Source organism: Nodosilinea sp. LEGE 07298, from assembly GCF_015207265.1.
GTDB lineage: Bacteria > Cyanobacteriota > Cyanobacteriia > Phormidesmidales > Phormidesmidaceae > Nodosilinea.
In genome coordinates, this window is sequence record NZ_JADEXE010000117.1 from 1 (window position 1) to 18,646 (window position 18,646).

At 55.1% G+C, this 18,646-nt stretch carries 21 protein-coding genes and 1 pseudogene; 11 read left to right on the forward strand and 11 right to left on the reverse strand.

All coding sequences use genetic code 11. The features are described 5' to 3' along the window. On the reverse strand, window positions 1–947 hold a 947-nt coding region (locus IQ273_RS16605; protein ID WP_194024284.1), incomplete at its 3' end, for an FAD-dependent oxidoreductase. 126 nt (window positions 948–1,073) lie between these two features. Here IQ273_RS16605 and IQ273_RS16610 point away from each other — a divergent pair. Beyond that, the gene (locus IQ273_RS16610; RefSeq protein ID WP_194024285.1) at window positions 1,074–1,802 is read left to right on the forward strand and encodes a PRC-barrel domain-containing protein; all 729 of its coding nucleotides are present in this window, start codon (window positions 1,074–1,076) and stop codon (window positions 1,800–1,802) included. A gap of 227 nt (window positions 1,803–2,029) precedes the next feature. On the opposite strand, the gene IQ273_RS16615 is transcribed toward IQ273_RS16610, so the two are convergent. Beyond that, complete coding sequence (locus IQ273_RS16615; protein ID WP_194024286.1) at window positions 2,030–3,160, reverse strand: cob(I)yrinic acid a,c-diamide adenosyltransferase; 1,131 nt, start codon at window positions 3,158–3,160, stop codon at window positions 2,030–2,032. 134 nt (window positions 3,161–3,294) lie between these two features. On the opposite strand from IQ273_RS16615, the gene fraC reads away from it, so the two are divergent. Genes fraC through IQ273_RS16630 form a run of 3 tightly spaced genes read left to right on the forward strand, consistent with a single transcriptional unit; the run spans window position 3,295 to window position 5,710 of the window. Then, complete coding sequence (fraC, locus tag IQ273_RS16620; RefSeq protein ID WP_194024287.1) at window positions 3,295–3,885, forward strand: filament integrity protein FraC; 591 nt, start codon at window positions 3,295–3,297, stop codon at window positions 3,883–3,885. After that, the gene (locus tag IQ273_RS16625) at window positions 3,879–4,901 is read left to right on the forward strand and encodes a DUF5357 family protein (protein WP_194024288.1); all 1,023 of its coding nucleotides are present in this window, start codon (window positions 3,879–3,881) and stop codon (window positions 4,899–4,901) included. The genes fraC and IQ273_RS16625 overlap by 7 nt, the downstream gene beginning before the upstream one ends. A 29-nt stretch (window positions 4,902–4,930) precedes the next feature. Then, window positions 4,931–5,710 (forward strand): ABC transporter permease, encoded by a 780-nt coding sequence (locus IQ273_RS16630; RefSeq protein ID WP_194024289.1) that lies wholly within the window; start codon window positions 4,931–4,933, stop codon window positions 5,708–5,710. 220 nt (window positions 5,711–5,930) lie between these two features. Here the strand turns inward: IQ273_RS16630 and IQ273_RS16635 are convergent, their stop codons facing one another. From IQ273_RS16635 to IQ273_RS16650, 4 genes are all read right to left on the reverse strand, one after another. Beyond that, on the reverse strand, window positions 5,931–6,506 hold the full coding sequence (locus tag IQ273_RS16635; protein ID WP_194024290.1) for an HdeD family acid-resistance protein: 576 nt from the start codon (window positions 6,504–6,506) through the stop codon (window positions 5,931–5,933). A 309-nt stretch (window positions 6,507–6,815) separates the two neighbouring features. Then, window positions 6,816–7,910, reverse strand: a complete 1,095-nt coding sequence (locus IQ273_RS16640; protein ID WP_194024291.1) for a succinylglutamate desuccinylase/aspartoacylase family protein — start codon at window positions 7,908–7,910, stop codon at window positions 6,816–6,818. 274 nt (window positions 7,911–8,184) lie between these two features. After that, a complete protein-coding gene (locus IQ273_RS16645) occupies window positions 8,185–8,991 on the reverse strand; it encodes a cyanophycinase (RefSeq protein ID WP_194024292.1) in 807 nt (268 codons plus the stop codon). 182 nt (window positions 8,992–9,173) lie between these two features. Next, entirely contained in the window at window positions 9,174–9,326 is a 153-nt protein-coding gene (locus IQ273_RS16650) for a hypothetical protein (RefSeq protein ID WP_194024293.1), read from the reverse strand. A 125-nt stretch (window positions 9,327–9,451) separates the two neighbouring features. On the opposite strand from IQ273_RS16650, the gene IQ273_RS16655 reads away from it, so the two are divergent. Beyond that, entirely contained in the window at window positions 9,452–9,817 is a 366-nt protein-coding gene (locus tag IQ273_RS16655; RefSeq protein ID WP_194024294.1) for a Lin0512 family protein, read from the forward strand. Window positions 9,818–9,887: 70 nt separating this feature from the next. On the opposite strand, the gene IQ273_RS16660 is transcribed toward IQ273_RS16655, so the two are convergent. After that, a complete protein-coding gene (locus tag IQ273_RS16660; protein ID WP_194024303.1) occupies window positions 9,888–10,946 on the reverse strand; it encodes a potassium channel protein in 1,059 nt (352 codons plus the stop codon). Between the two features lie 266 nt (window positions 10,947–11,212). On the opposite strand from IQ273_RS16660, the gene IQ273_RS16665 reads away from it, so the two are divergent. The 3 genes from IQ273_RS16665 (at window position 11,213) to IQ273_RS16675 (ending at window position 15,686) form a co-directional block, all read left to right on the forward strand. Beyond that, complete coding sequence (locus IQ273_RS16665; protein WP_397197995.1) at window positions 11,213–13,303, forward strand: M3 family metallopeptidase; 2,091 nt, start codon at window positions 11,213–11,215, stop codon at window positions 13,301–13,303. Window positions 13,304–13,847: 544 nt separating this feature from the next. Next, window positions 13,848–14,786: a DUF2382 domain-containing protein gene (locus IQ273_RS16670; RefSeq protein WP_194024296.1), complete on the forward strand. Its 939-nt coding sequence runs from the start codon at window positions 13,848–13,850 to the stop codon at window positions 14,784–14,786. Window positions 14,787–14,900: 114 nt separating this feature from the next. Next, window positions 14,901–15,686 carry a YsnF/AvaK domain-containing protein gene (locus tag IQ273_RS16675; RefSeq protein WP_194024297.1) on the forward strand — a complete coding sequence of 262 codons (786 nt, stop codon included), beginning with the start codon at window positions 14,901–14,903 and terminating at the stop codon, window positions 15,684–15,686. Window positions 15,687–15,898: 212 nt separating this feature from the next. On the opposite strand, the gene pth is transcribed toward IQ273_RS16675, so the two are convergent. The 3 genes from pth to psbH all read right to left on the reverse strand — a co-directional run bounded on the left by pth (window position 15,899) and on the right by psbH (window position 17,290). Then, entirely contained in the window at window positions 15,899–16,516 is a 618-nt protein-coding gene (gene pth / locus IQ273_RS16680) for an aminoacyl-tRNA hydrolase (RefSeq protein WP_194024298.1), read from the reverse strand. Window positions 16,517–16,534: 18 nt separating this feature from the next. After that, window positions 16,535–16,903 carry a TatA/E family twin arginine-targeting protein translocase gene (locus tag IQ273_RS16685; protein WP_194024299.1) on the reverse strand — a complete coding sequence of 123 codons (369 nt, stop codon included), beginning with the start codon at window positions 16,901–16,903 and terminating at the stop codon, window positions 16,535–16,537. A gap of 183 nt (window positions 16,904–17,086) precedes the next feature. After that, window positions 17,087–17,290 carry a photosystem II reaction center phosphoprotein PsbH gene (gene psbH / locus IQ273_RS16690; RefSeq protein WP_026073000.1) on the reverse strand — a complete coding sequence of 68 codons (204 nt, stop codon included), beginning with the start codon at window positions 17,288–17,290 and terminating at the stop codon, window positions 17,087–17,089. Between the two features lie 74 nt (window positions 17,291–17,364). Here psbH and psbN point away from each other — a divergent pair, with 74 nt between their 5' ends. The 3 genes from psbN to IQ273_RS16705 all read left to right on the forward strand — a co-directional run bounded on the left by psbN (window position 17,365) and on the right by IQ273_RS16705 (window position 18,399). Then, entirely contained in the window at window positions 17,365–17,496 is a 132-nt protein-coding gene (gene psbN / locus IQ273_RS16695) for a photosystem II reaction center protein PsbN (protein ID WP_194024300.1), read from the forward strand. A 262-nt stretch (window positions 17,497–17,758) separates the two neighbouring features. Then, a complete protein-coding gene (rpsP, locus tag IQ273_RS16700; protein WP_194024301.1) occupies window positions 17,759–18,025 on the forward strand; it encodes a 30S ribosomal protein S16 in 267 nt (88 codons plus the stop codon). Between the two features lie 32 nt (window positions 18,026–18,057). Further along, window positions 18,058–18,399 (forward strand): KH domain-containing protein, encoded by a 342-nt coding sequence (locus IQ273_RS16705; RefSeq protein WP_194024302.1) that lies wholly within the window; start codon window positions 18,058–18,060, stop codon window positions 18,397–18,399. Window positions 18,400–18,542: 143 nt separating this feature from the next. On the opposite strand, the pseudogene IQ273_RS35820 reads toward IQ273_RS16705, so the two are convergent. After that, window positions 18,543–18,646: pseudogene (locus IQ273_RS35820) on the reverse strand (DDE transposase); the annotation flags it as partial.

An 18,646-nucleotide genomic window follows, 5' to 3' on the forward strand; every position in this document is an offset into this window, starting at 1 on the left:
GCCTTGGGGCGAGGGTGGTGTACCATCGTCGCCACATCGCCCACGGCAAACACGTTGGGGTGGGAGAGGGTTTGCAGGGTATCGCTCACCTGGATAAAGCCCTGGTCAGTGAGGGAGAGGCCAGAGTCTTGCAGCCAGGCAGGGGCGGCAGCGCTGGTGACCCAAAAGAGGCGATCGCAGCTCACCGTTAGCCCCGCAGCACCTCTCACGATGCGCTGCCCCGTCGATTCATCGAGGGAGATTTCGGTGACGGCTTCATTGAGATGGACTTGAATACCGCGCGATCGCAGCACTTGCTCCAGCCGACGGCGCGTCCAGCGGTTGCGCTCGGTAGCCAGCTCCTGGCCTCGGTGAAACAGGTGCAGGGTAAGGTTGGCGGATGATTCGCCCAGATCGCTGAGCAGCCCCACCAGCCGTTCATGCAGGGCGATCGTTAGCTCCACACCGCCTACCCCACCGCCTACGACTCCCAAGGTGAGAGGCTTTTGAGGGTTCGCTTCGACCGTTTCGAGTAGCTGCTGCCACTGGCGCAGCAGATCGGGGACCGGCTTCGCGGCAATGGCATACTCAGCGGCACCGGGCACTGTTACCGCCGCTGGAGTGCTGCCCGTATCGATCGACAGCACATCGTAGGCGAGGGGAGGATGGTTGGCGCACAGCACCCGCTGCTGGGCCAGGTCGAGACCCATGGCGCGATCGACAACCAGGCGGCATTGGGCAAAGCGGGTGAGGGGCCGCAGGTCAATATGAGCTTCATCAAAGCTGTAGCGCCCGGCTACATAGCTAGGCAGCATGCCCGAGTAGGGCGTATCGACCAGGTCGGTTAGCAGCGTTAGCCGCACCCCAGGCCTAGGGGCCATACCCCACCGCCGCAGCACCAGGGCGTGGGTATGGCCCCCGCCGACCAGCAGCACATCTGTTGTCAGGGTTGGTTCCGTCTGCATCATGGCCTGTTTGTTGCTCTCCATTAACTAATGTATGCCTACTAGAGCTACACCTGTCCGTCTCTTGAGCGATGGAGAAAAACCGCCTTCTCGTTAACCTATCGGAACGACTAACTAAAGGAGGCTTACATGCCTTTACATCGACTTGAAGATTACTATCCTGATTACCGTGAGACTTTGGCTGACGGTCAAATGGATAGAATCGGCTCCTATTCGGTCTACACGCAAGGCGAAGATAAGGTAGGTACAGCCAAAGACTTGTTAGTCGATGACTCCGGTTATTTTCGCTATTTAGTCGTGGATACTGGACCCTGGATTTTTGGTAAGGACGTACTGCTGCCCATTGGTTTAGCCCATTTTGATTATGACAAAACCCGTGTTTACGTCGATGGTTTAACTAAATCGCAGGTTGAACACCTGCCCAAATATAACGACGATATAGTGGTCGATGAGCACCACGAAGATCAGGTTAGAAAGGTATACCAACCGATCGCTCAGGGCCGCTCTAATCGTCAATTTTTAGGCAACAATTACACATCTGACGCTCGACAGAACGATTCTGCTGCGGGAGATTTGCGTCGAATGCCGCCACTGGGTAATACCGGAGCCACTGGCGCAGATGAAGGCGATTTGCGCCGGATGGGGCCTCTGACCGGTGGCAGTAGGCCAAGCCCAGTCAGAGATCAAAGCGCTGCTTTAGAAACGCAACAAACAGCCGTTCATGATGATCTCCCTAGGCACAGCCCCAGCATTTATGACCAAGAAACAGGTTATTACGGCCTCAGTGAAGAAGATAATCATGGCCTCTTGCGATCCTACGAGGAGCGTTTGATCGCGCGTCGCTATCAACAAGATTAGCCCAGTACGCTATCAGTGGTGAAATTTAGGGTGTGGCTATTCTTGGTATGGCCTTTCTACAGTACATTGCCTTAGCGTTATGCACCCTACCAGACTAACCGCTCTTGGGCTTCACTGCGCTTCACCCAACTTATAGGGATCGCTTTTTTTGACTTGATGAAGCGTTGGATTGGCCATCAAGCGTAGTCTTCTGCTTCAACTTCATCAGGTTGTAGAGAATGACCCGTTTAAAAGTCAACGCCACGCTTGAGGTCGATGCCTTTTTCAGCGTAGTGCTTGTGGTTGAACACTTCGGAGTGGGTGCTGGCTAGCTCAAAGTAAGCGGGCCGATTTTTGCAGCGTCCGGTAATAATGACTTCGGTGCCGCGCGGCTTACGCAGCAGCGCTTGAACGATTGGTTCTTCGGGCAAAAGCTCTAGATCGACAGTGGGGTTTAGCTCATCGAGAATAATAGTTTTGTAGAGACCGGAGGCGATCGCCGTCCTGGCAATTTCCCAGCCGCGTTCGGCCTCGACGTAGTCAATCTCCTGCTGCTGGCCGCGCCAGACAATCGCGTCGCGGCCGCAGCGCTGGTGATCGACCAGATTGGGGTAAATTTTGCGCAGGGCCGCGATCGCCGCATCTTCGGTATAGCCGTTGCCCCCTTTCAGCCACTGAATGATCAGCACCCGGTGGGAGAGATCCTGGCTAATGCCGCGACCGATCGCTTGGAGGGCCTTGCCCAGGGCGCTGGTCGATTTGCCCTTGCCTGAACCGGTGTAGATTTCGATGCCCTCAATGCCCTCGATGCCTTCGGGTTTGGGCTGGGGTTTCATCTCGGAGTGCAGGTTGGCAACATCGAGCAGGGGCTGAGGAGCACCGCGCCCGGTAGCAATAATCTCCAGGTGGTCGGGCTTGTTGCGCAGGGTTTTGGCTACTTCATCGACATCGAGCAGGCCCAGGTCGAGCACCGGGTTAATTTCGTCGAGCACCACCACCGAGTAAAGACCCGAGGCGATCGCGCCCTTAGCCACATCCCAGCCTCGCTGAGCCTCCTGCTTGTCGAACTTGGTAATATCGCCGGGGCCAAAAAATTCGGCTCGTCCGGTGCGCACCTGGTCGATCAGGTGGGGAAACCCCCGCTGTAGGGCCTCAATAGCGGCATCTTCGTCGTAGGTGCGGCCTGGCCCCTTGAGAAACCGCAGCAGCAGTACCCGGCTCTCTAAAAAATGTTGAATGCCTAACCCAATGGAGCGCAGCACCACCCCCAGGGCCACCTGCGACTTGCCCTTGCCCTCGCCGTCGTAAACGTGAATTTGCCCCGTAATCCGCTCGTTGCCCTGCTGAGCGGTGCGAATGCCAATGCCGGTTCTAACCATGGGTGTTGCGTATTGCGTAGTTATAGAGAGGGCTTCTACAAGATCTTAGCGAAAGCTGGTTCGAGGTTATACCCTTGATAGTGCACTAGCAAACTCTTGCCAGGGATCGGCGTTTGCCACCCACTTTTGCGCCCATGCCCCTTAACGATTTATTGTCAGAACTCGGCATTATGCCGCTACGGGCGATCGCCTTTCAGAGCTTGCTGCTGATGGTGGCCATTGTGCTCGAAGCGATGGTGCTGCGCCAGCAGCTGCGCCTGGGCTACCGCACCAGTATGCAGTACGCCGCCACCCTCAACCTGCTGGCCACCAGCCTGGGCTGGGTAGCCTTTTTAGCGATCGAGGCGGTGCTGCCTTTGGCCCTGCGCAGCCAAATTATTAGCTACGTGCTGTTTAACCGCTTCTACACCAACAGCTGGCTCGACGCACTGCCGGTGGTGGTAGTGGTGGTGGCGATCGCGGCTTTCTTTATCACCTACTGGATCAAGCTCCAGGGCTTGCTTTGGCTGCTACAGCTGCTGGGCCAAAAGCCTGTCGATACCACCCCTGAGGCGATCGAAGACAACCGCCGCCAGCGCTACGAGCGAGCCCGTCGCGCCCAGGTCGAAGAACAGCGGGGCAATTCGCCTCGGGCTCTAGCGGTGCTGCAGGCTAATGCCCTCAGCTTTACCGCTATTTTAGTGCTGTTGCTGGTGGTCAATCAGACCGGGGTGGTGGGATGGTAAGAGGACTGTTCAGCTTTCTGCGCCAAACATTTATCGAGCTGGGCAATCTGCTGCTGCCGCCGCGCTACTTTGCCTGGCAGACCGTCATTTACCTGAGTTTGTTTTCGTGGCTGATGTCGCTGCTGGCCCGCCTGCTCGAAACCACAGCCTTTACGGTAGGGCTGCTGGCCACGATTAGCTGGATCTGCCTGGCGCTTGGGGTTGGCTGGGCGCTAGAGGCCAACAAAGCCCGGTTGTTTGGCATCCCTATCGCCCCTTGGGTGTCGGGGGCCATTTTGTGCCTATTTTTGTTTGGGTCTTGGGGTGGGCGGTGGCTGCAACCGGCCCTGGTAGCCTGGCCTCTGGTGTCCTTTGCGGTAATCGCAGTGCCGACCCTGGTGAGCTGGGATTTTTCGTTCAAAAACCCGCCCCCGGGCGTGCGTCAGCAGCTGGCGCTGCTGTTTTGTCTTAGCCTGCTGTTTAGCAGCTGGTTTCAGTTTTACTTTCGCATTCAATCTTGGGTCCGCGCCTACCCCAGCCTGGTGGCTGATAGCGTTGAGAATAGCGCCTTTGTCTACCGCATACCGGGGCAGACCATTGCCCTACCCGCCGGAGTTACCCACCTGACCGTGGCCGAAGATCTGCTACGCGAACAGGTTGACGACAAGCCCTGGCCCTCGGTCGAGCGGTGGTTGCTCAACCTCGAAGGCCAGCGCCAGGTAATCCGGCAGCGGGTACGTAGCCAAATGGGGCGCACCACATCCCTCGAAGATTCGCTCTGGCAGCTTGATTTTCAGCCCTTGTCTAACGGCGATGGCTACACCCTCAAGCTGTGGGCAATTTGGTCGGGGCCAGCGGCTAGCCCCAGCGGCTATTACTTAGAAAAAACCTGTCTACTCATGCCCGTCAACCGGGGTGGTCTGGTGCCAGAAAATGCGCCGCCTGGCTACAGCACCACCCAGTGGTCAAGCCTCACCTGTAGCCTAGAAACGCCGCGCCAGGCTGGGCACCCTAGAGGGGCAGAGGTTAGAGGCTAGTTGTGAGGTTAAAAGGAGAGTTGAGACCAATGGTGCTATCTCGGGTGGGGGTCATTGCCCGCACGGTGTTTTTAGAGGTGATTCGCGATCGCATTCTGTACCTGGTCGCCCTGTTTGCCCTGGTAATGGTAATGGCGCGGGTGCTGCTGCCCGATATTGCCGCCGGGGCCGAAAATAAGATCTTGCTCGACCTGGGGCTGGCCGCCATTCACCTACTGAGCGTAATTGTGACCGTATTTGTCGGCACCGGTCTAATCAATAAAGAGATTGAAAAGCGCACGGTGCTGGTGCTAATTGCCAAGCCCGTCAGCCGCGCCGAGTTTATTGTCGGCAAGCACCTGGGCCTAACGGCGGTATTGGCCGTGCTAATTGCATCGCTAGGGCTGATTTTTGTGGTGCTGCTGGGGGTTAGCGGCGTACCCTTTGATCTGGGCAGCATTGGGCTGGCCCTGGTCTTTATGATTTTGGAGGCGGCGCTGCTGGTGGCGGTGGCTATTGTGTTTGGGGTGTTTACCAGCTCGCTGCTGGCCACCCTGCTGACCTTTGCGGTCTACCTAATGGGCCACCTCAGTCAGGACATGGTAGCCTTTGGCGAACTGAGCGAAAACCCAGCCGTGCAGCGCCTGACCAACACCCTCTACCTGGTGCTGCCCGACCTGGAACGCCTCAACCTGCGCAACGCCGCCGCCTACGGCATGGAACTACTACCCACCGCTCCCGTTCTGGCAGGACACGCCCTCTATGGCCTGCTCTATACCGGGCTATTGCTAGCCGTTGCGATTCTAATTTTTTCGCGCCGCCAATTTTAGGAACTCACAAGAAAATAAGGTACTTGCTGATCAGATTTCGACGTCGCTCAGCCCTCGAACACTGAAGGTTGAGCGGAGTCGAAACCTGGCTACCTGATAACCCGCAGATCCCTTTGTACGTGACCAAACAGCCTAGTGCAGCGTCAGCGCTAAGAATTAGGGTGCCGTAGGGTGCATTCGCGCAGCAATGCACCGAGAGGAAGGCTGAAGGAGCCCTAACCTAAACGTCGGCGAGGGGGCGATCGCTGCTAGCCTTACGAGTGGCTAGGGCCGCCGCCAACAGGCTAATACCAGTCAGCAAAAGGCTAATGCCCACGTATAGCCCAATCAGCCACAGGGCGCTGACGGGCCAGCGATTGAGCACCATAATGCCGAGAATTAGGGTGACAACACCGTTGAGCACTACCAGCCACGACATGCTGCGTCCCACCTTTTGGACAAATCCCATGATGATTGTGTAGATACCTTCGACAATAAATAAAATGCCGAAGGCCAGGGTGAGGACAAGCAGGGCTGCACCCAAGTTAACCAAAATATAAAGGCCAGAGATGGCATAGAGAAGGCCCACAATTAGGTTGAGCCAAAATCCTTTAACTGGATGCGATCGAAAGGATTGAATAACCATCAAAATACCGCTGATCAGGGCGATCCATCCCATCATGGCGGTGAAGAAGGCCGAGGCCACCATCGGCGAAATGATGGCCAAAATGCCGAGCACAATCAGCGCGATGCTCAGAAAAATAACCCAGTTTGTCGCCTTTTTAATGTCTTCGCTTGAGAGCAGATCGGTTGTCATAATCGTTTCCTCGCGTTCTGTTACTGAGGGGTTGTTTGGGCATATCGAAATTTAGCCAGCGTGAAATGAAACGACTGTGAAAATTGTAGGCGGTGACAAAAGCGAATGAAATTAATAGATGTAAACCATGCCTACCCCGTCTACAACCCATAGCGGTGTTCTCAAGAATTACGGCACGTTACAAACCGCACCCCGACCTGTAGCGAAGCTCAGCTAAAAGTATTCCATCCCAATAAATGTCCCCTTTGAGGTCGCAAACTCCATTAGCCCTGTCGTAAAGCTCTAGATAAATATTTAGATGGCACAGGCTTAGACAGACTCTGTACCTCGACTGTAGAGAATCTGCGCCACCCGCGAGCCGGGTTCGCAGACAGCATCGCGAGCTACCACGGCGACTTCGCCCGTAACGCCAGCCCGGTACTCAGCCACTACATCGCCGAAGGCATTGCGCTGGAGGGCAACGGGCTGATCGGGGATAACGCGATCGCGCAGATCCACCAGCATCTCTAAGAATCCGCCCGTGGTAGCGCGAATGGTCTCTAGAGCGTCACCCACCACCGTACCCACCTCGGCGGCGGTGCGGCCCAGAGGGCCATCCACCAGGCCGTAGTGCTTCAGCACGTTGAGACTGCCCTCCACCGCTCCAGCAATTTTGGCCGGGTTAAACCGCCGGGGACCGCCAATTTCTACTGTCAGGGCCGGAATGCCCGCCTCCACTAAAGCCGTTTCGAGGGTGCCGGCCAGGCCAGGGTCGTTTTGCATCTGCTCGACTGGAAACAGCTCGGCCATCTGCCGCACGGTGGGCTGGCGCAGGTCGGCAAACATAAACAGGGTAAAATCGCTGCCGGTAGTCACGGTATGGTAGTCAATCACTAGGTCAACGTTGTTGATGAGCAGGCGATTCCACAGCAGCCCGGCGTGGCGGGTGGCGGCATGGACCCCAGCTTCATTCCCCGGCCACACCCGGTTCATATCGACTTGGGAGCCGCCGCCCTGGGCGGTCAGCCAGTGCGATCGTGTGTATTCCACTGCCGGGCGTGACACCCCCAGCACCGCCACCACGCTGCCCGCCATCGCCCGTGGGTCGAGCTGGGCCATCACCCGTTGGACCGCATCAATACCGCTCACCTCGTCGCCGTGAATGCCCGCCACCAGACCGACGCAGGGGCCGGGACAATTCTCTTTTGCAGAGACGCCGCCAGCGCCCACCGCCACCACCACCGGCACGTACCAGTGCTGGCCAGTACCCATCTCTACCCCCTGAAAAAAGAAGCGATGGCTTTGGCCTGGGGCTAAATCGCCCACTCCCAAGTGGCTAATGACCGGCACCCCCTGGAGTGTGTCGCCGGTATAAACTGTTTTGGCCATACCAGGGATGGCACCTGGATTGATCAGAGTTGTCATAGTAGTTAGCGGGTTGGTTGACACAAGCGACAGATTACACCAGCCTCAGCGGGACTTAAAGAGTTGCAGTAACTCCATTCATCCCGCTTAAAGTGCCTCCTTAACCTGCCTCGGCCATCGATAGTCACCAGCCCAAAGCGATGAACTGTCCCGCCAACCAGTCCCATCAACACCACTAGAGGAACAATGGCATCCCAAAAGGAGGGGGGCGTGGGGGGCACGATACGTCAGAGAGTTGGGCCATAAATCATTTCCTGTGGTTTACACAATTGGTTTATACGATAGGGGTGTGGGTCTTCAGGTTAAAGCGGTAACCCTGGGGCAAAATGTGTAGTTTTACCCCGCATAGCGCAATCGGTTCATCCTTGAGCAACCCTTCCAGGTTGTTGTGGGTGGCGGTGGTTTCATCGACCACCGTGATAGCCCCTGCTCCCACCACCTCAAACTCGTCACCCGTAACGATGATGGCCGTGTTTTCGTCGATGCCCAAGCCAATGACGGCGGGCTGCAGCACCAGCGCCGCCAGCAGCCGCCCCAGTCGCCCCCGCTGGGCAAAGTGCTGGTCGACCACAATACCGGGCAAAAAGCCCATGCCTGGCCCCATCTCGACCACATCAACGCTAGGGTTTGACACCGAGGAGCCGCCTACAATCATCTCGTCGGGCATCATGGCAGCCCCGGCGCTGGTGCCGCCGACCACGGCCCCTTCCTGATGGCGCTTGTGAATGGCGTCGTCTAAAGGCGTCCCTTTGATGAAATCGACAATGCGAGACTGGTCGCCGCCGGTAAAGAAAATGCCGGTCGCTTCAGAAACCTTGCGAATGCCGTCTTCCCGCTCAGCGTCTTCGCGGCGCTCGGTGTGCACTACTTCAGTAGACTCGGCCCCCAGCCGCTCAAATACGCGAATATATTCATCGCCGACTTCGCCAGGCAGGCTGGTGGCAGCGGTCATAACGGCAATGCGAGCATTGACACCCCCGGCGGCGCGGATAAACTCCCGCAGCACAAGGCAGTCGCCCTCTTTGTCTTCTGCGCCGCCGATGATCACAAGCGGGCCAGGTTGCTGTTGTTCGGTACCCATGGTGATGATTCCTTAAGGTGTCTGTTGTTACAGAATTCCAGCATCCCAGATCCATGAGCTGGTCGTGCTATATCCGCCGACTGAGTCCTGAGGGCAAATGCTGACATGGGCCAGCGGTATCGTTAGCTCAGAAGAGGCGCAGGCTCAGAAGCGAGTGGTCTCTCACCTAAAGTGAGAGTGGTCTACCCGTCTGGCGCGGCGGGTAGGTTGGGCACTTCGCCAGGCCCGTAGCCGGGCAGCCGCCGAGAGGGCACTATCACCAGCCGCGACAGCACCGCCATGGTCAGGCAGGAGAGCTTGAGGGCACGCAGCCGAACTGCAGCATTAATTTCCACCGCTGCGGCCCCTTGCTCCAAGGCTTACGACTCCGCTCGGCCAGCGTAGAGCCAGGAAGGATTACAGATTAAGAAACGTCTCACCTGCTAATATCGCCTAATTAATGCTGCTGGAAAGACTGACTGTGGCTCACAAGCGATTGATTATTGAAATGGGAATGGGAGTAGACCAGCATGGTCAAGACCCTACAGTAGCGGCGGCCCGAGCGGTGCGCAACGCGATCGCCCACAATGCCCTGCCCGGTGTGTGGGAGGTGGCAGGCCTCGATCACCCCAATGAGATGATTGTTGAGGTGCAGATTGCCGTCCCCTTCCCCGACCAGGTGCGGCAGGAGGACGTACTGGCGGTGCTGCCCTTTGGTCAAAAGTCCCTGAACTTGACGGAAGGGGGCATGGTGGTAGCCGGACGCGCGATCGCAGAACTAGACGACAAAAACGACGACATGTACGTGGCGATCGCCGCCGTTACTGTCTCGATTTCCAGTCCCTAGTCCTTAACCAAGTTAATGGTGACAGGTGCTAAGAGCTAGGGTTTAGGGTTGAAGGTCTGCGGTTCAAGGCCTACCGCAGCCGTGCGCCTCGGTAGCGCATCTCCTTTTTAAAGGCATTCTGCTGGGCAAAGTTGGGCATATCGCCCTGGTGACCCATCAAAATAATCGAGTCGCCCAGGGCCAGATAGGTAGCTCGACTAGGGTGAATAATCACCTCACCATCGGCCCTGCGCAGGGCTACGGTAATAAACGTGCCTTGCCCCTTCAGCTCAATGTCGCCGATGGTGCCGCCAATCAGCGGTGAACTGGCCTCAATGGCCAGCTCATTGAGCTGAATATCCAGTTCTGCCAAAAATTCGTTTAGCCCCTGGTGGCCATCGGTTTGCGATAAAAAATCCACCGCTGAGGGGTGGCTAATCAAGTGGGCCATCCGCAGGGCGCTGATACTAGCGGGCAATACCACGTGGTTGGCCCCAGCTAGGCGCAGCTTTTTCTCGGTAGAGGGCATTTCGCCCCGAGCTAAAATCATTAAATTGGGATTCATCTCCCGTGCCGTCAGAGTAATGAACACGTTGGAGGCATCGTTAGGCAGCACCGTGGCCAGCGACTTAGCCCGGTGGATGCCCACCGCTTCCAGGGCGGTTTCATCGGTGGCGTTGCCCTGGTAGATCAGATACCCTTGCTCCTGGGCTAGCGCTACCCGTTCGGGGTCGCTGTCGAGAATAATGAAGCACTCGCGATCGCGCTTGAGCTTGCGGGCCACCAGCTGGCCAATCCGGCCATACCCGCAGATAATGACGTGGCTTTCCAGACTTTCAATTTCCTTGGTCATGCGTTTAAGGTTGAGGGCACGATGGATCTCTCCTTCAGTAATCATCTGCACAAAGCCCGATACGGTATAGGCCACCGATAGTGCCCCGGCAATAATCACAAAAATTGTAAACACCTTCAGGGTTGGCGAGGTCAGGGGCTGTACTTCTCCATAGCCCACCCCAAATATCGTGATTACCACCATATAAATGGCATCGAGAAAGTTCCAGCCCGCCACCATGTAGCCAATCACCGCTGCTACTACCGTCAGCGAGAAAAAGATAATCCCTGTAATAATTCGCCGAAATGAGCTTTTCAGCATCCACACCTCAGACAGTGCCCAGGCCTCGACAGAGATTCAGATCAGTTTTCAAATAAAAGCTATGGTAATTGACAGCCCAGTATTTAAAAGGTGCAGCACGTAGCAAATTACAATAGATGCGATACACTATAGGTCAAACTCATAACGACTTCGCCTAATTATCTTTTTACTTAAACACAGTGCTCTGTAGCCAGGGCCATGGGCTTTAGAGGCCCATGGTTCTACTACTGCTTCGGTTTTGTCCCCTCCTACCACGATTGATTGTGACTATGACAGCTACCACAGTTCAAAATCCCCTCCTCATTGGTGCCGGTCTACCCCCTTTTGACAGCATTGAGACGGCCCACATTGTGCCAGGTGTTACTACCCTCATTAATGACCTCACCACTGCTCTAGAGACCTTAGAGACCCAGGTCATCCCCACCTGGTCTGAGCTAGTCGACCCCCTCACCCGCATCGAAGAGCGCCTGAGCTGGAGCTGGGGCATTGTGGGCCATTTAATGGGGGTTAAAAATAGCCCCGAGCTGCGGGCCGCCTACGAAGAAGTGCAGCCTGCCCTAGTACAATTTGCCACCCGTCTGGGCCAGAGCAAGCCCATCTATGCAGCCTTTAAGCAGCTGCGCGCCAGCACCGAGTGGGCCAGCTTTGACCCCGCCCAACAGCGGATTGTTGAGTCCTCTATTCGAGAAGCAGAGCTGTCTGGGGTAGGCTTAGAGGGTGCAGAAAAAGAGCGCTTCAACGAAATTCAGCAGGCCCTGGCCGAACTCACCACCAAGTTTGCCAACAACGTGCTCGATGCCACCAAGGCCTTCAGCCTCACCCTCACCACCCCTGAAGAGATCGACGGCCTACCGCCCAGCCTGCTGGCTCTGGCTGCTCAACTTGCCCGCGATGCCGGCAAAGCAGGCGCGACCCCAGCCGCTGGCCCCTGGCGCATTACCCTTGATTACCCCAGCTTTGGGCCGTTTATGCAGCACAGCCGCCGCCGCGACCTGCGCGAGCAGCTCTACCGCGCCTTTGTCACCCGCGCCTCTGAGGGTGACCTTGACAACAGCCCCAATATTGAGAAAATTTTGGATTTGCGCCAGGAGATGGCTAGCCTGCTGGGCTACGCTACCTACGCCGATCTGAGCCTAGCTCGCAAAATGGCCCCCTCGGTGGAGGCGATCGAAAAGCTAATGGGCGAGCTGCGGGTCGCCAGCTACGACACCGCCGTCAAAGAACTCGACGAGCTCAAAGCCTTTGCCCGTGCCAAAGGTGCACCCGAAGCCGATAGCCTCACCCACTGGGATACCGCCTTTTGGGCTGAGCGCATCCGCGAAGAAAAGTATGGCCTCAATGACGAAGAACTGCGGCCCTATTTCCCGCTGCCTCAGGTGCTAGATGGTCTGTTTGCCCTAGCCCACCGCATCTTTGATGTCACCATTGCCCCTGCCGACGGCGAAGCCCCTGTTTGGCACCCTGACGTACGCTATTTCCAGGTGCTCAACGGCAGCGGCGACCCCATTGCCCACTTCTATCTCGACCCCTATAGCCGTCCGGCCGAAAAGCGCGGCGGTGCCTGGATGGATGACTGCATCAATCGGGGCAAAATCAATGACCAGGTGCGACTGCCGGTGGCTTACCTGGTGTGCAACCAGGCCCCTCCGGTTGATGGCAAACCCAGCCTAATGACCTTCCGCGATGTAGAAACCCTGTTCCATGAGTTTGGTCACGGCCTCCAGCACATGCTGACCAAAGTGGACTACACAGGTGCCGCAGGCATTAGCAATGTGGAATGGGACGCGGTTGAGCTGCCCAGTCAGTTTATGGAGAACTGGTGCTATCACCGTGATACCCTGCTCACCCTGGCTCGTCACGTCGATACTGGTGAGCTCCTGCCCGAAGACTTGTTCCAAAAGATTGTTGCTGCTCGCACCTTTATGACCGGCAGCGCCATTCTGCGTCAGGTTCGCTTTGGCTGGACCGATATTGAGCTACACCACCGCTACCGTCCGGGCAGCGACGAAACGGTACGGGAGGTCAGCCAGCGCATTGCTGAACAATCGTCTATTCTTAAGCCCCTGCCTGAAGATGCTTTTCTCTGTGCTTTTACCCACATCTTTGCCGGAGGATATGCGGCGGGCTACTACAGCTACTTCTGGGCCGAGGTACTAAGTGCCGACGCCTTCGCCGCCTTTGAGGAAGCTGGGTTAAATGACGAGGCCGCGATCGCAGAAACCGGTCGCCGCTTCCGCGACACGGTGCTAGCCCTCGGCGGTAGCCGCCACCCCATGGAGGTGTTCAAAGCCTTTCGGGGCCGCGAACCCAGTACTCAGGCGCTGCTGCGCCACCGAGGGCTAGTGGCGGCCTAGCATCGATCAAAAACCGGGCTTTTGAGGGCGCAAGCTATCCAGTTGTGGAAGTCTGCCCCCAAGAGCCCGGTTTTTTTGGCGTTTATAGTCTCTGTTGAGCCGTCGAAGATAGAGCGCTTGGTATGGCGATCGCGCCTCAAGATATGCTGCCACTGATAAATCATGGCCCAAACTGGCCCAAGGCCAGAGTCGACGAACCGCCCCAATCGACCGTTCTGGTTTACCGGCTAAACCGTTCGAATGTTCGACCTCTCAATCGGGGGCAGGCCTTAGTTCTTATCTAGACCAAATTGCTCTTAAGCAACCTGCTAGCACTATATAAACAACGACATAAACGACGGCTCAATGCTGCTTAGCATTGGAATGCTTCTATCAATAGCAAAGATAGGCTAACCACAATATTTACAAATCTTTAGGTTTTCGACTGATGTAGAAATAGCTATAAAGCTATGCCTATCGAGGTTGCCACTGCCCTTCCATTGGACGATGAGGCACTGAGGCTATCTTCCTATGCTTAATAGAGACGAACTAAAGGAGGCTTCTTATGCCTTTACATCGACTTAAAGATTACTACCCTAACTATCGCGAAACCCTGGCCGATGGCCAGATGGGTGATCTCGATTCCTACTCCATTTATACCCAGGGGGAAGATCGAGTAGGCACCGCCAAAGACTTACTAGTGGATGACTCAGGCCGTTTCCGCTACGTTGTGGTTGATACAGGCCCGTGGATCTTTGGGAAAAATGTTTTATTGCCCATTGGTTTGGCCAACTTTGACTACGACAAGAGCCGCATTTACGTAAACGGACTATCTAAGTCTCAGGTTGAAAATCTACCTGAATACAACGATAACACCGTTGTCGATGAGCGCTACGAAGACCGAGTACGGGGGCAGTATCAGCCGCTCGCCAAAGGCCGTTCTAATCGTCAATTCTTAGGCAGCAACTATGCTACGCCTAACGACGCCAACCGAATGAACGCCTTAGACAGTGATAGACAGCGTCCCCTAGAAAGCAACGTTCGGGGCACGAGCGCTCAAGCTAACACTAATACCTACGACTACGATCGCGAACCACATTTTTATGGTTTGAGCGACCAAGACAACCACGGTCCTCTGCGGCTGTACGAAGAGCGTTTAGTCGCTCACCGCAGCCACAATAAAGTAGGCGAAGTGCGGGTTGGCAAGCAAGTCAAAACCGAAGCTGCCGAAGTGACTGAACCGATCACCAAAGAGCGCGTCGTGATCGAACGACATGACGTCACTGGCCAGCCTACCGTCGGTGCTGATCACGCCTTTGAGAACCAAGAGGTAGCGCGGATGGAAGTCTATGAGGATGAAGTTACTGCTGAGAAGCAGGCTTTCGTCCGAGAAGAAGTCAACGTCCGTAAAGAAACCGAGCAGGAAACTGTACGGCTACGGGATCAGGTGCGCCGTGAAGAGCTAGACATTGACACGGATGGTAATCCCAAAGTCAAGCGATAGCACTTTAGGAAGATTTAGGCCAGATCTTCTGGCCTAGTCTTTCTGCCTAGGCTATATGGGGCATTGCTGTGGCCATGCCCCATCCTTAAGTTGTTTAATCTATATGTAGCTGCTATGCCTGAACATCAGTTGATTAATGGTTCTGTACTCGACCGCTCCGGATCTTTAATTGGGACAGTAACTAGAGTGAATCCCCTGGCGACTGGTGATTTTTCCCTGGTTGTACAGTCAATCAATGGAGGGCAGGCTGGGGCTGAAGTCATCATTGACAGCAGCCAAATCAAAGGTATTGATGCTGCACGAAAAACGGTAACCGTCGATGGTGATCGTCAGCAGATCATCTCTAATGCTAGTAAAACTATTCAGCTGGTTGAAGAACGGTTAGTCGTCAACCGAAAGCGCGTTAAGGTTGGCGAAATTAGCGTACGCCGAGTGGTTGAGACAGAAATCGTAGAGGTGCCAATTCGTCGAGAAAAGTTAGTCGTCGAAAGAATTGGTGAGGGTGATCCTATTGTCGAGGTCAAGTTAGGAGAACCCCGACTGCTGGGAAATGCGGTTACCTCCGATTCTGGCATAGATTCTAATACGCATGATCTAACCGCACTCGGTAACTTAAACACTATTCGAGACGCCGCTAACTTTTTGGCAGCGGCTAAAAACCTGGATAATCACTGCGAAAAAATCAGAGTTTATATTTTTCTCAAGCAACAGACAGGCTTAAAAGCTACTGTTCACCAGTTTGAATCGTCTGAAACGGCTATTCAAGTGCTGTTAGGTCTAGAAACAACATTGCTAAAGCAGTGCAGCAATGTTCGCCTAGAGTTGTTTTTAAAGGATGATTCAATGCTGCAAACCTATCAAAGCTGGTTTGCTCAGTACGCCTCCCCTACGGCAATCTAATTTGGTCGCTGGCCACAGCAGAAAACTAGCAGCGATCGCACCTGGTAGCTCGCCCCTGCTTGGCTTGACGGAGTGAAGCGCCAGCAAAATCTAACCAGGCCTGAATCGTAGGGAATACCCTCCGTTCCACCTATTTCATTACGCTTCAACCACAACTTCAAAGTTTGGCAGACCACTAGCCCGATCGCCAGAGTTGTGCCTGTAGGTGGTCATCAGCTACCGCTTAAATCAACAGAGTTGTAGAGGCTCATAGATTTTTCGACCCCATCGGTGAGGGCTTTTTCCAGAGCGCGCAGGGTCGTATCGACTACAGCATCCATCGTGGCGCGCTCGGCCTTGGAAAAGTTGCCCAGCACGTGGGAGACGACAGCACCATCACCGGCGCGATCGCTGGCCCCAATGCCAATTCGCAGGCGAGGAAAGTCTTGGGTGCCTAGATGAGCGATCGCAGACTTCATACCGTTGTGCCCACCAGCCGACCCCAATAGCCGCAGCCGCAGCCGCCCCATCGGCAGATCCATATCGTCATAGACTACCAGCACCTGGGCTGGAGATAGCTTGAGCCAGTCGATCGCAGCCCGTATTGACTGACCCGATCGATTCATGTAGGTAAGGGGCTTGAGTAAATATACCTTCTCACGACAGGGGCCAAATCCCACCCCATACTCGGCCTGAAACCGCCGCTCTTGCTTGAGCGAGATAGCCCAGAGTTTAGCCAGGCGATCGACTACCTCAAAGCCGATGTTGTGGCGGGTGCCTGCATACTTGTCCCCCGGGTTTCCCAGTCCCACAATTAGGCAGGGTGCAGGGGAGGGTGCTGTGTCAACCATAAATCAACGGCCCATGTATTACACAGGGGTATCGGGTTCACCCGACTCGACTTTAACCCCAGCCCCTGAGCTGGTGCCGTTGGTGTCGCTGATTTCAACAGGGGTCTCAGCCACCTCAGTCTCGACTTCAGCAGCCGTCTCTGGAGGAGTCAAAACCTTCTGCGAATCGGGCTCTAGCGTCGCCTTCATAGGCGCGGTGACGGCTTTTTCAATCTGCTGGGCTTCCTTTTTAAACTCCTCCTCAAATTCCTTTGAGGCATCCTGAAAGCCCTTCAGCGCTTTGCCAAAGCTGCGGCCAATTTCAGGCAGCTTTTTGGGGCCAAACACCAGCAGTGCTAGCACCAAAATTAGCGCCATCTCTGGCAAACCCACACCAAAAACGTTCATAGGCGAACCCCCACGGGCAATTTGCGTGAACTACAGCTGTTGTGCACATGTTGTGCATGAAACGGCAAAAGAGGCTGGGTAGTCAAGGGTCTACGCCAGCCTCAGACAGGTAAATCTTGGATTCGAATCCAACATTGAGAGCAAAGGTCAGGGCTAAGTCATTGCAGCCTAGCCCTTCAATCCCTAGAGACCTACGCTGCGCCAGTCAACATCAAAGCTGTCTAGCACGATGGAAGAATTGTAAAGCTGCAAAATAATCAGCAGAAACACGAAGAACAGACCGATAAAAACCGCCATTAGAGGGGTGGTGCCCCAACCGGGTGCAACCTTGCCGTACTCAGAATTGAGGGGCTTCAACACGTCTCCTAACCAAGTCCGTTGTGCCATGGATCCTTCCACAATCAACACTTTATAGTTCGTAATATTATAGGATGGAGTGGTTTCTTATTCTCATAAACTCCATGGAACCTGCAATAGTTCTTATCATTTCCGTCGCGACTGTGCTCGTTGCCGTTACCGGTTATTCAGTTTACATGTCTTTTGGGCCACCTTCCAAACAGCTGGCTGACCCCTTTGACGATCATGAAGACTAAGGCATTAAAGTCTAAAGACTAATGGCGTGAAGCCTGGGATGCGAAGCCTAAGATCCAATCCTTTGGCCGAGAAGAGCTGAGATGGCGTGTGGGGCGCAGCTTACTATAGGGTGGAGCTGCGCCAAAGCTAGCTTTTGTTTGGCCCACCCGTTGATTCTCAAGGTTTCTAATGTTAGGATTAGAAACCTGTGGATTTAGTTTGGCTGTCTCGTCATAATCCATTTGAAAACCCTTTCACCCTTACGATTGTTGCTCTAACCCTATGATTAAGCTTCGACTCAAGCGTTTCGGTAAAAAGCGGGAAGTCAGCTACCGCATCGTGGCCATCAACAGCGCGGCCCGTCGCGATGGTCGCCCTTTGGAAGAAGTTGGCTTCTACAATCCCCGCACTGACGAAACCCGGCTAGACGTTCCGGCTATCACGCGCCGTCTTGAGCAGGGCGCAGAGCCCACCAAAACCGTGCGGCACATTCTTGAAAAAGCCAATCTGCTTGAGCGGCACAAGGTCGAAGTTAAGACTGAAGCCTAGGTCATTCACCGTCTTTAGCCCCCACCCCCGACATGAATAGCCCTGATTTCCCAGGACTGGTTCGGTTTTTGGTAGAGCCTTTTTTAGACTCGCCCGATTCGTTGCGGATTGACTGCGAAGAGAACCCAGTTCAGGCCAAGGTGTGGATCAGAATTGCCTTTAAAGGTGATGAGCGCGGCAAGGTGTTCGGTCGGGGTGGGCGCAATATTCAGGCTATTCGTACCGTTGTGCGTGCTACGGCAGCGCTGTCGGGGTGGTCAGCCTATGTAGATGTCTACGGTGCCTCTGAGCAAGATAGTGGCACTGATCGTAGATCTCACAGTGCGCCGCGATCGCCCGGTAAGCCAAAGCCCCAGCTGCGTCCTAAACCCTAGAATGGTTATATGCAAGCCTGAGTTCAGGCCACTGGTTTAGATGTCTTCTCCCCTACAAATCGAATTACCCAGCTTAGAGGGCGCTCTGGCTCTAGCTGGTTACCGCGACGAAAACCTCAAGGCTCAATACGGATTTTGGGGAGCTAGTTCAACAAGGTCTCCAATAGGTTGCCCAGCAGTGCCTTTCCTCGCTTACGGGCATTGTGTACGAACTCAAAGAACCCCAGATAAAGCGGCAGTTTCTCCT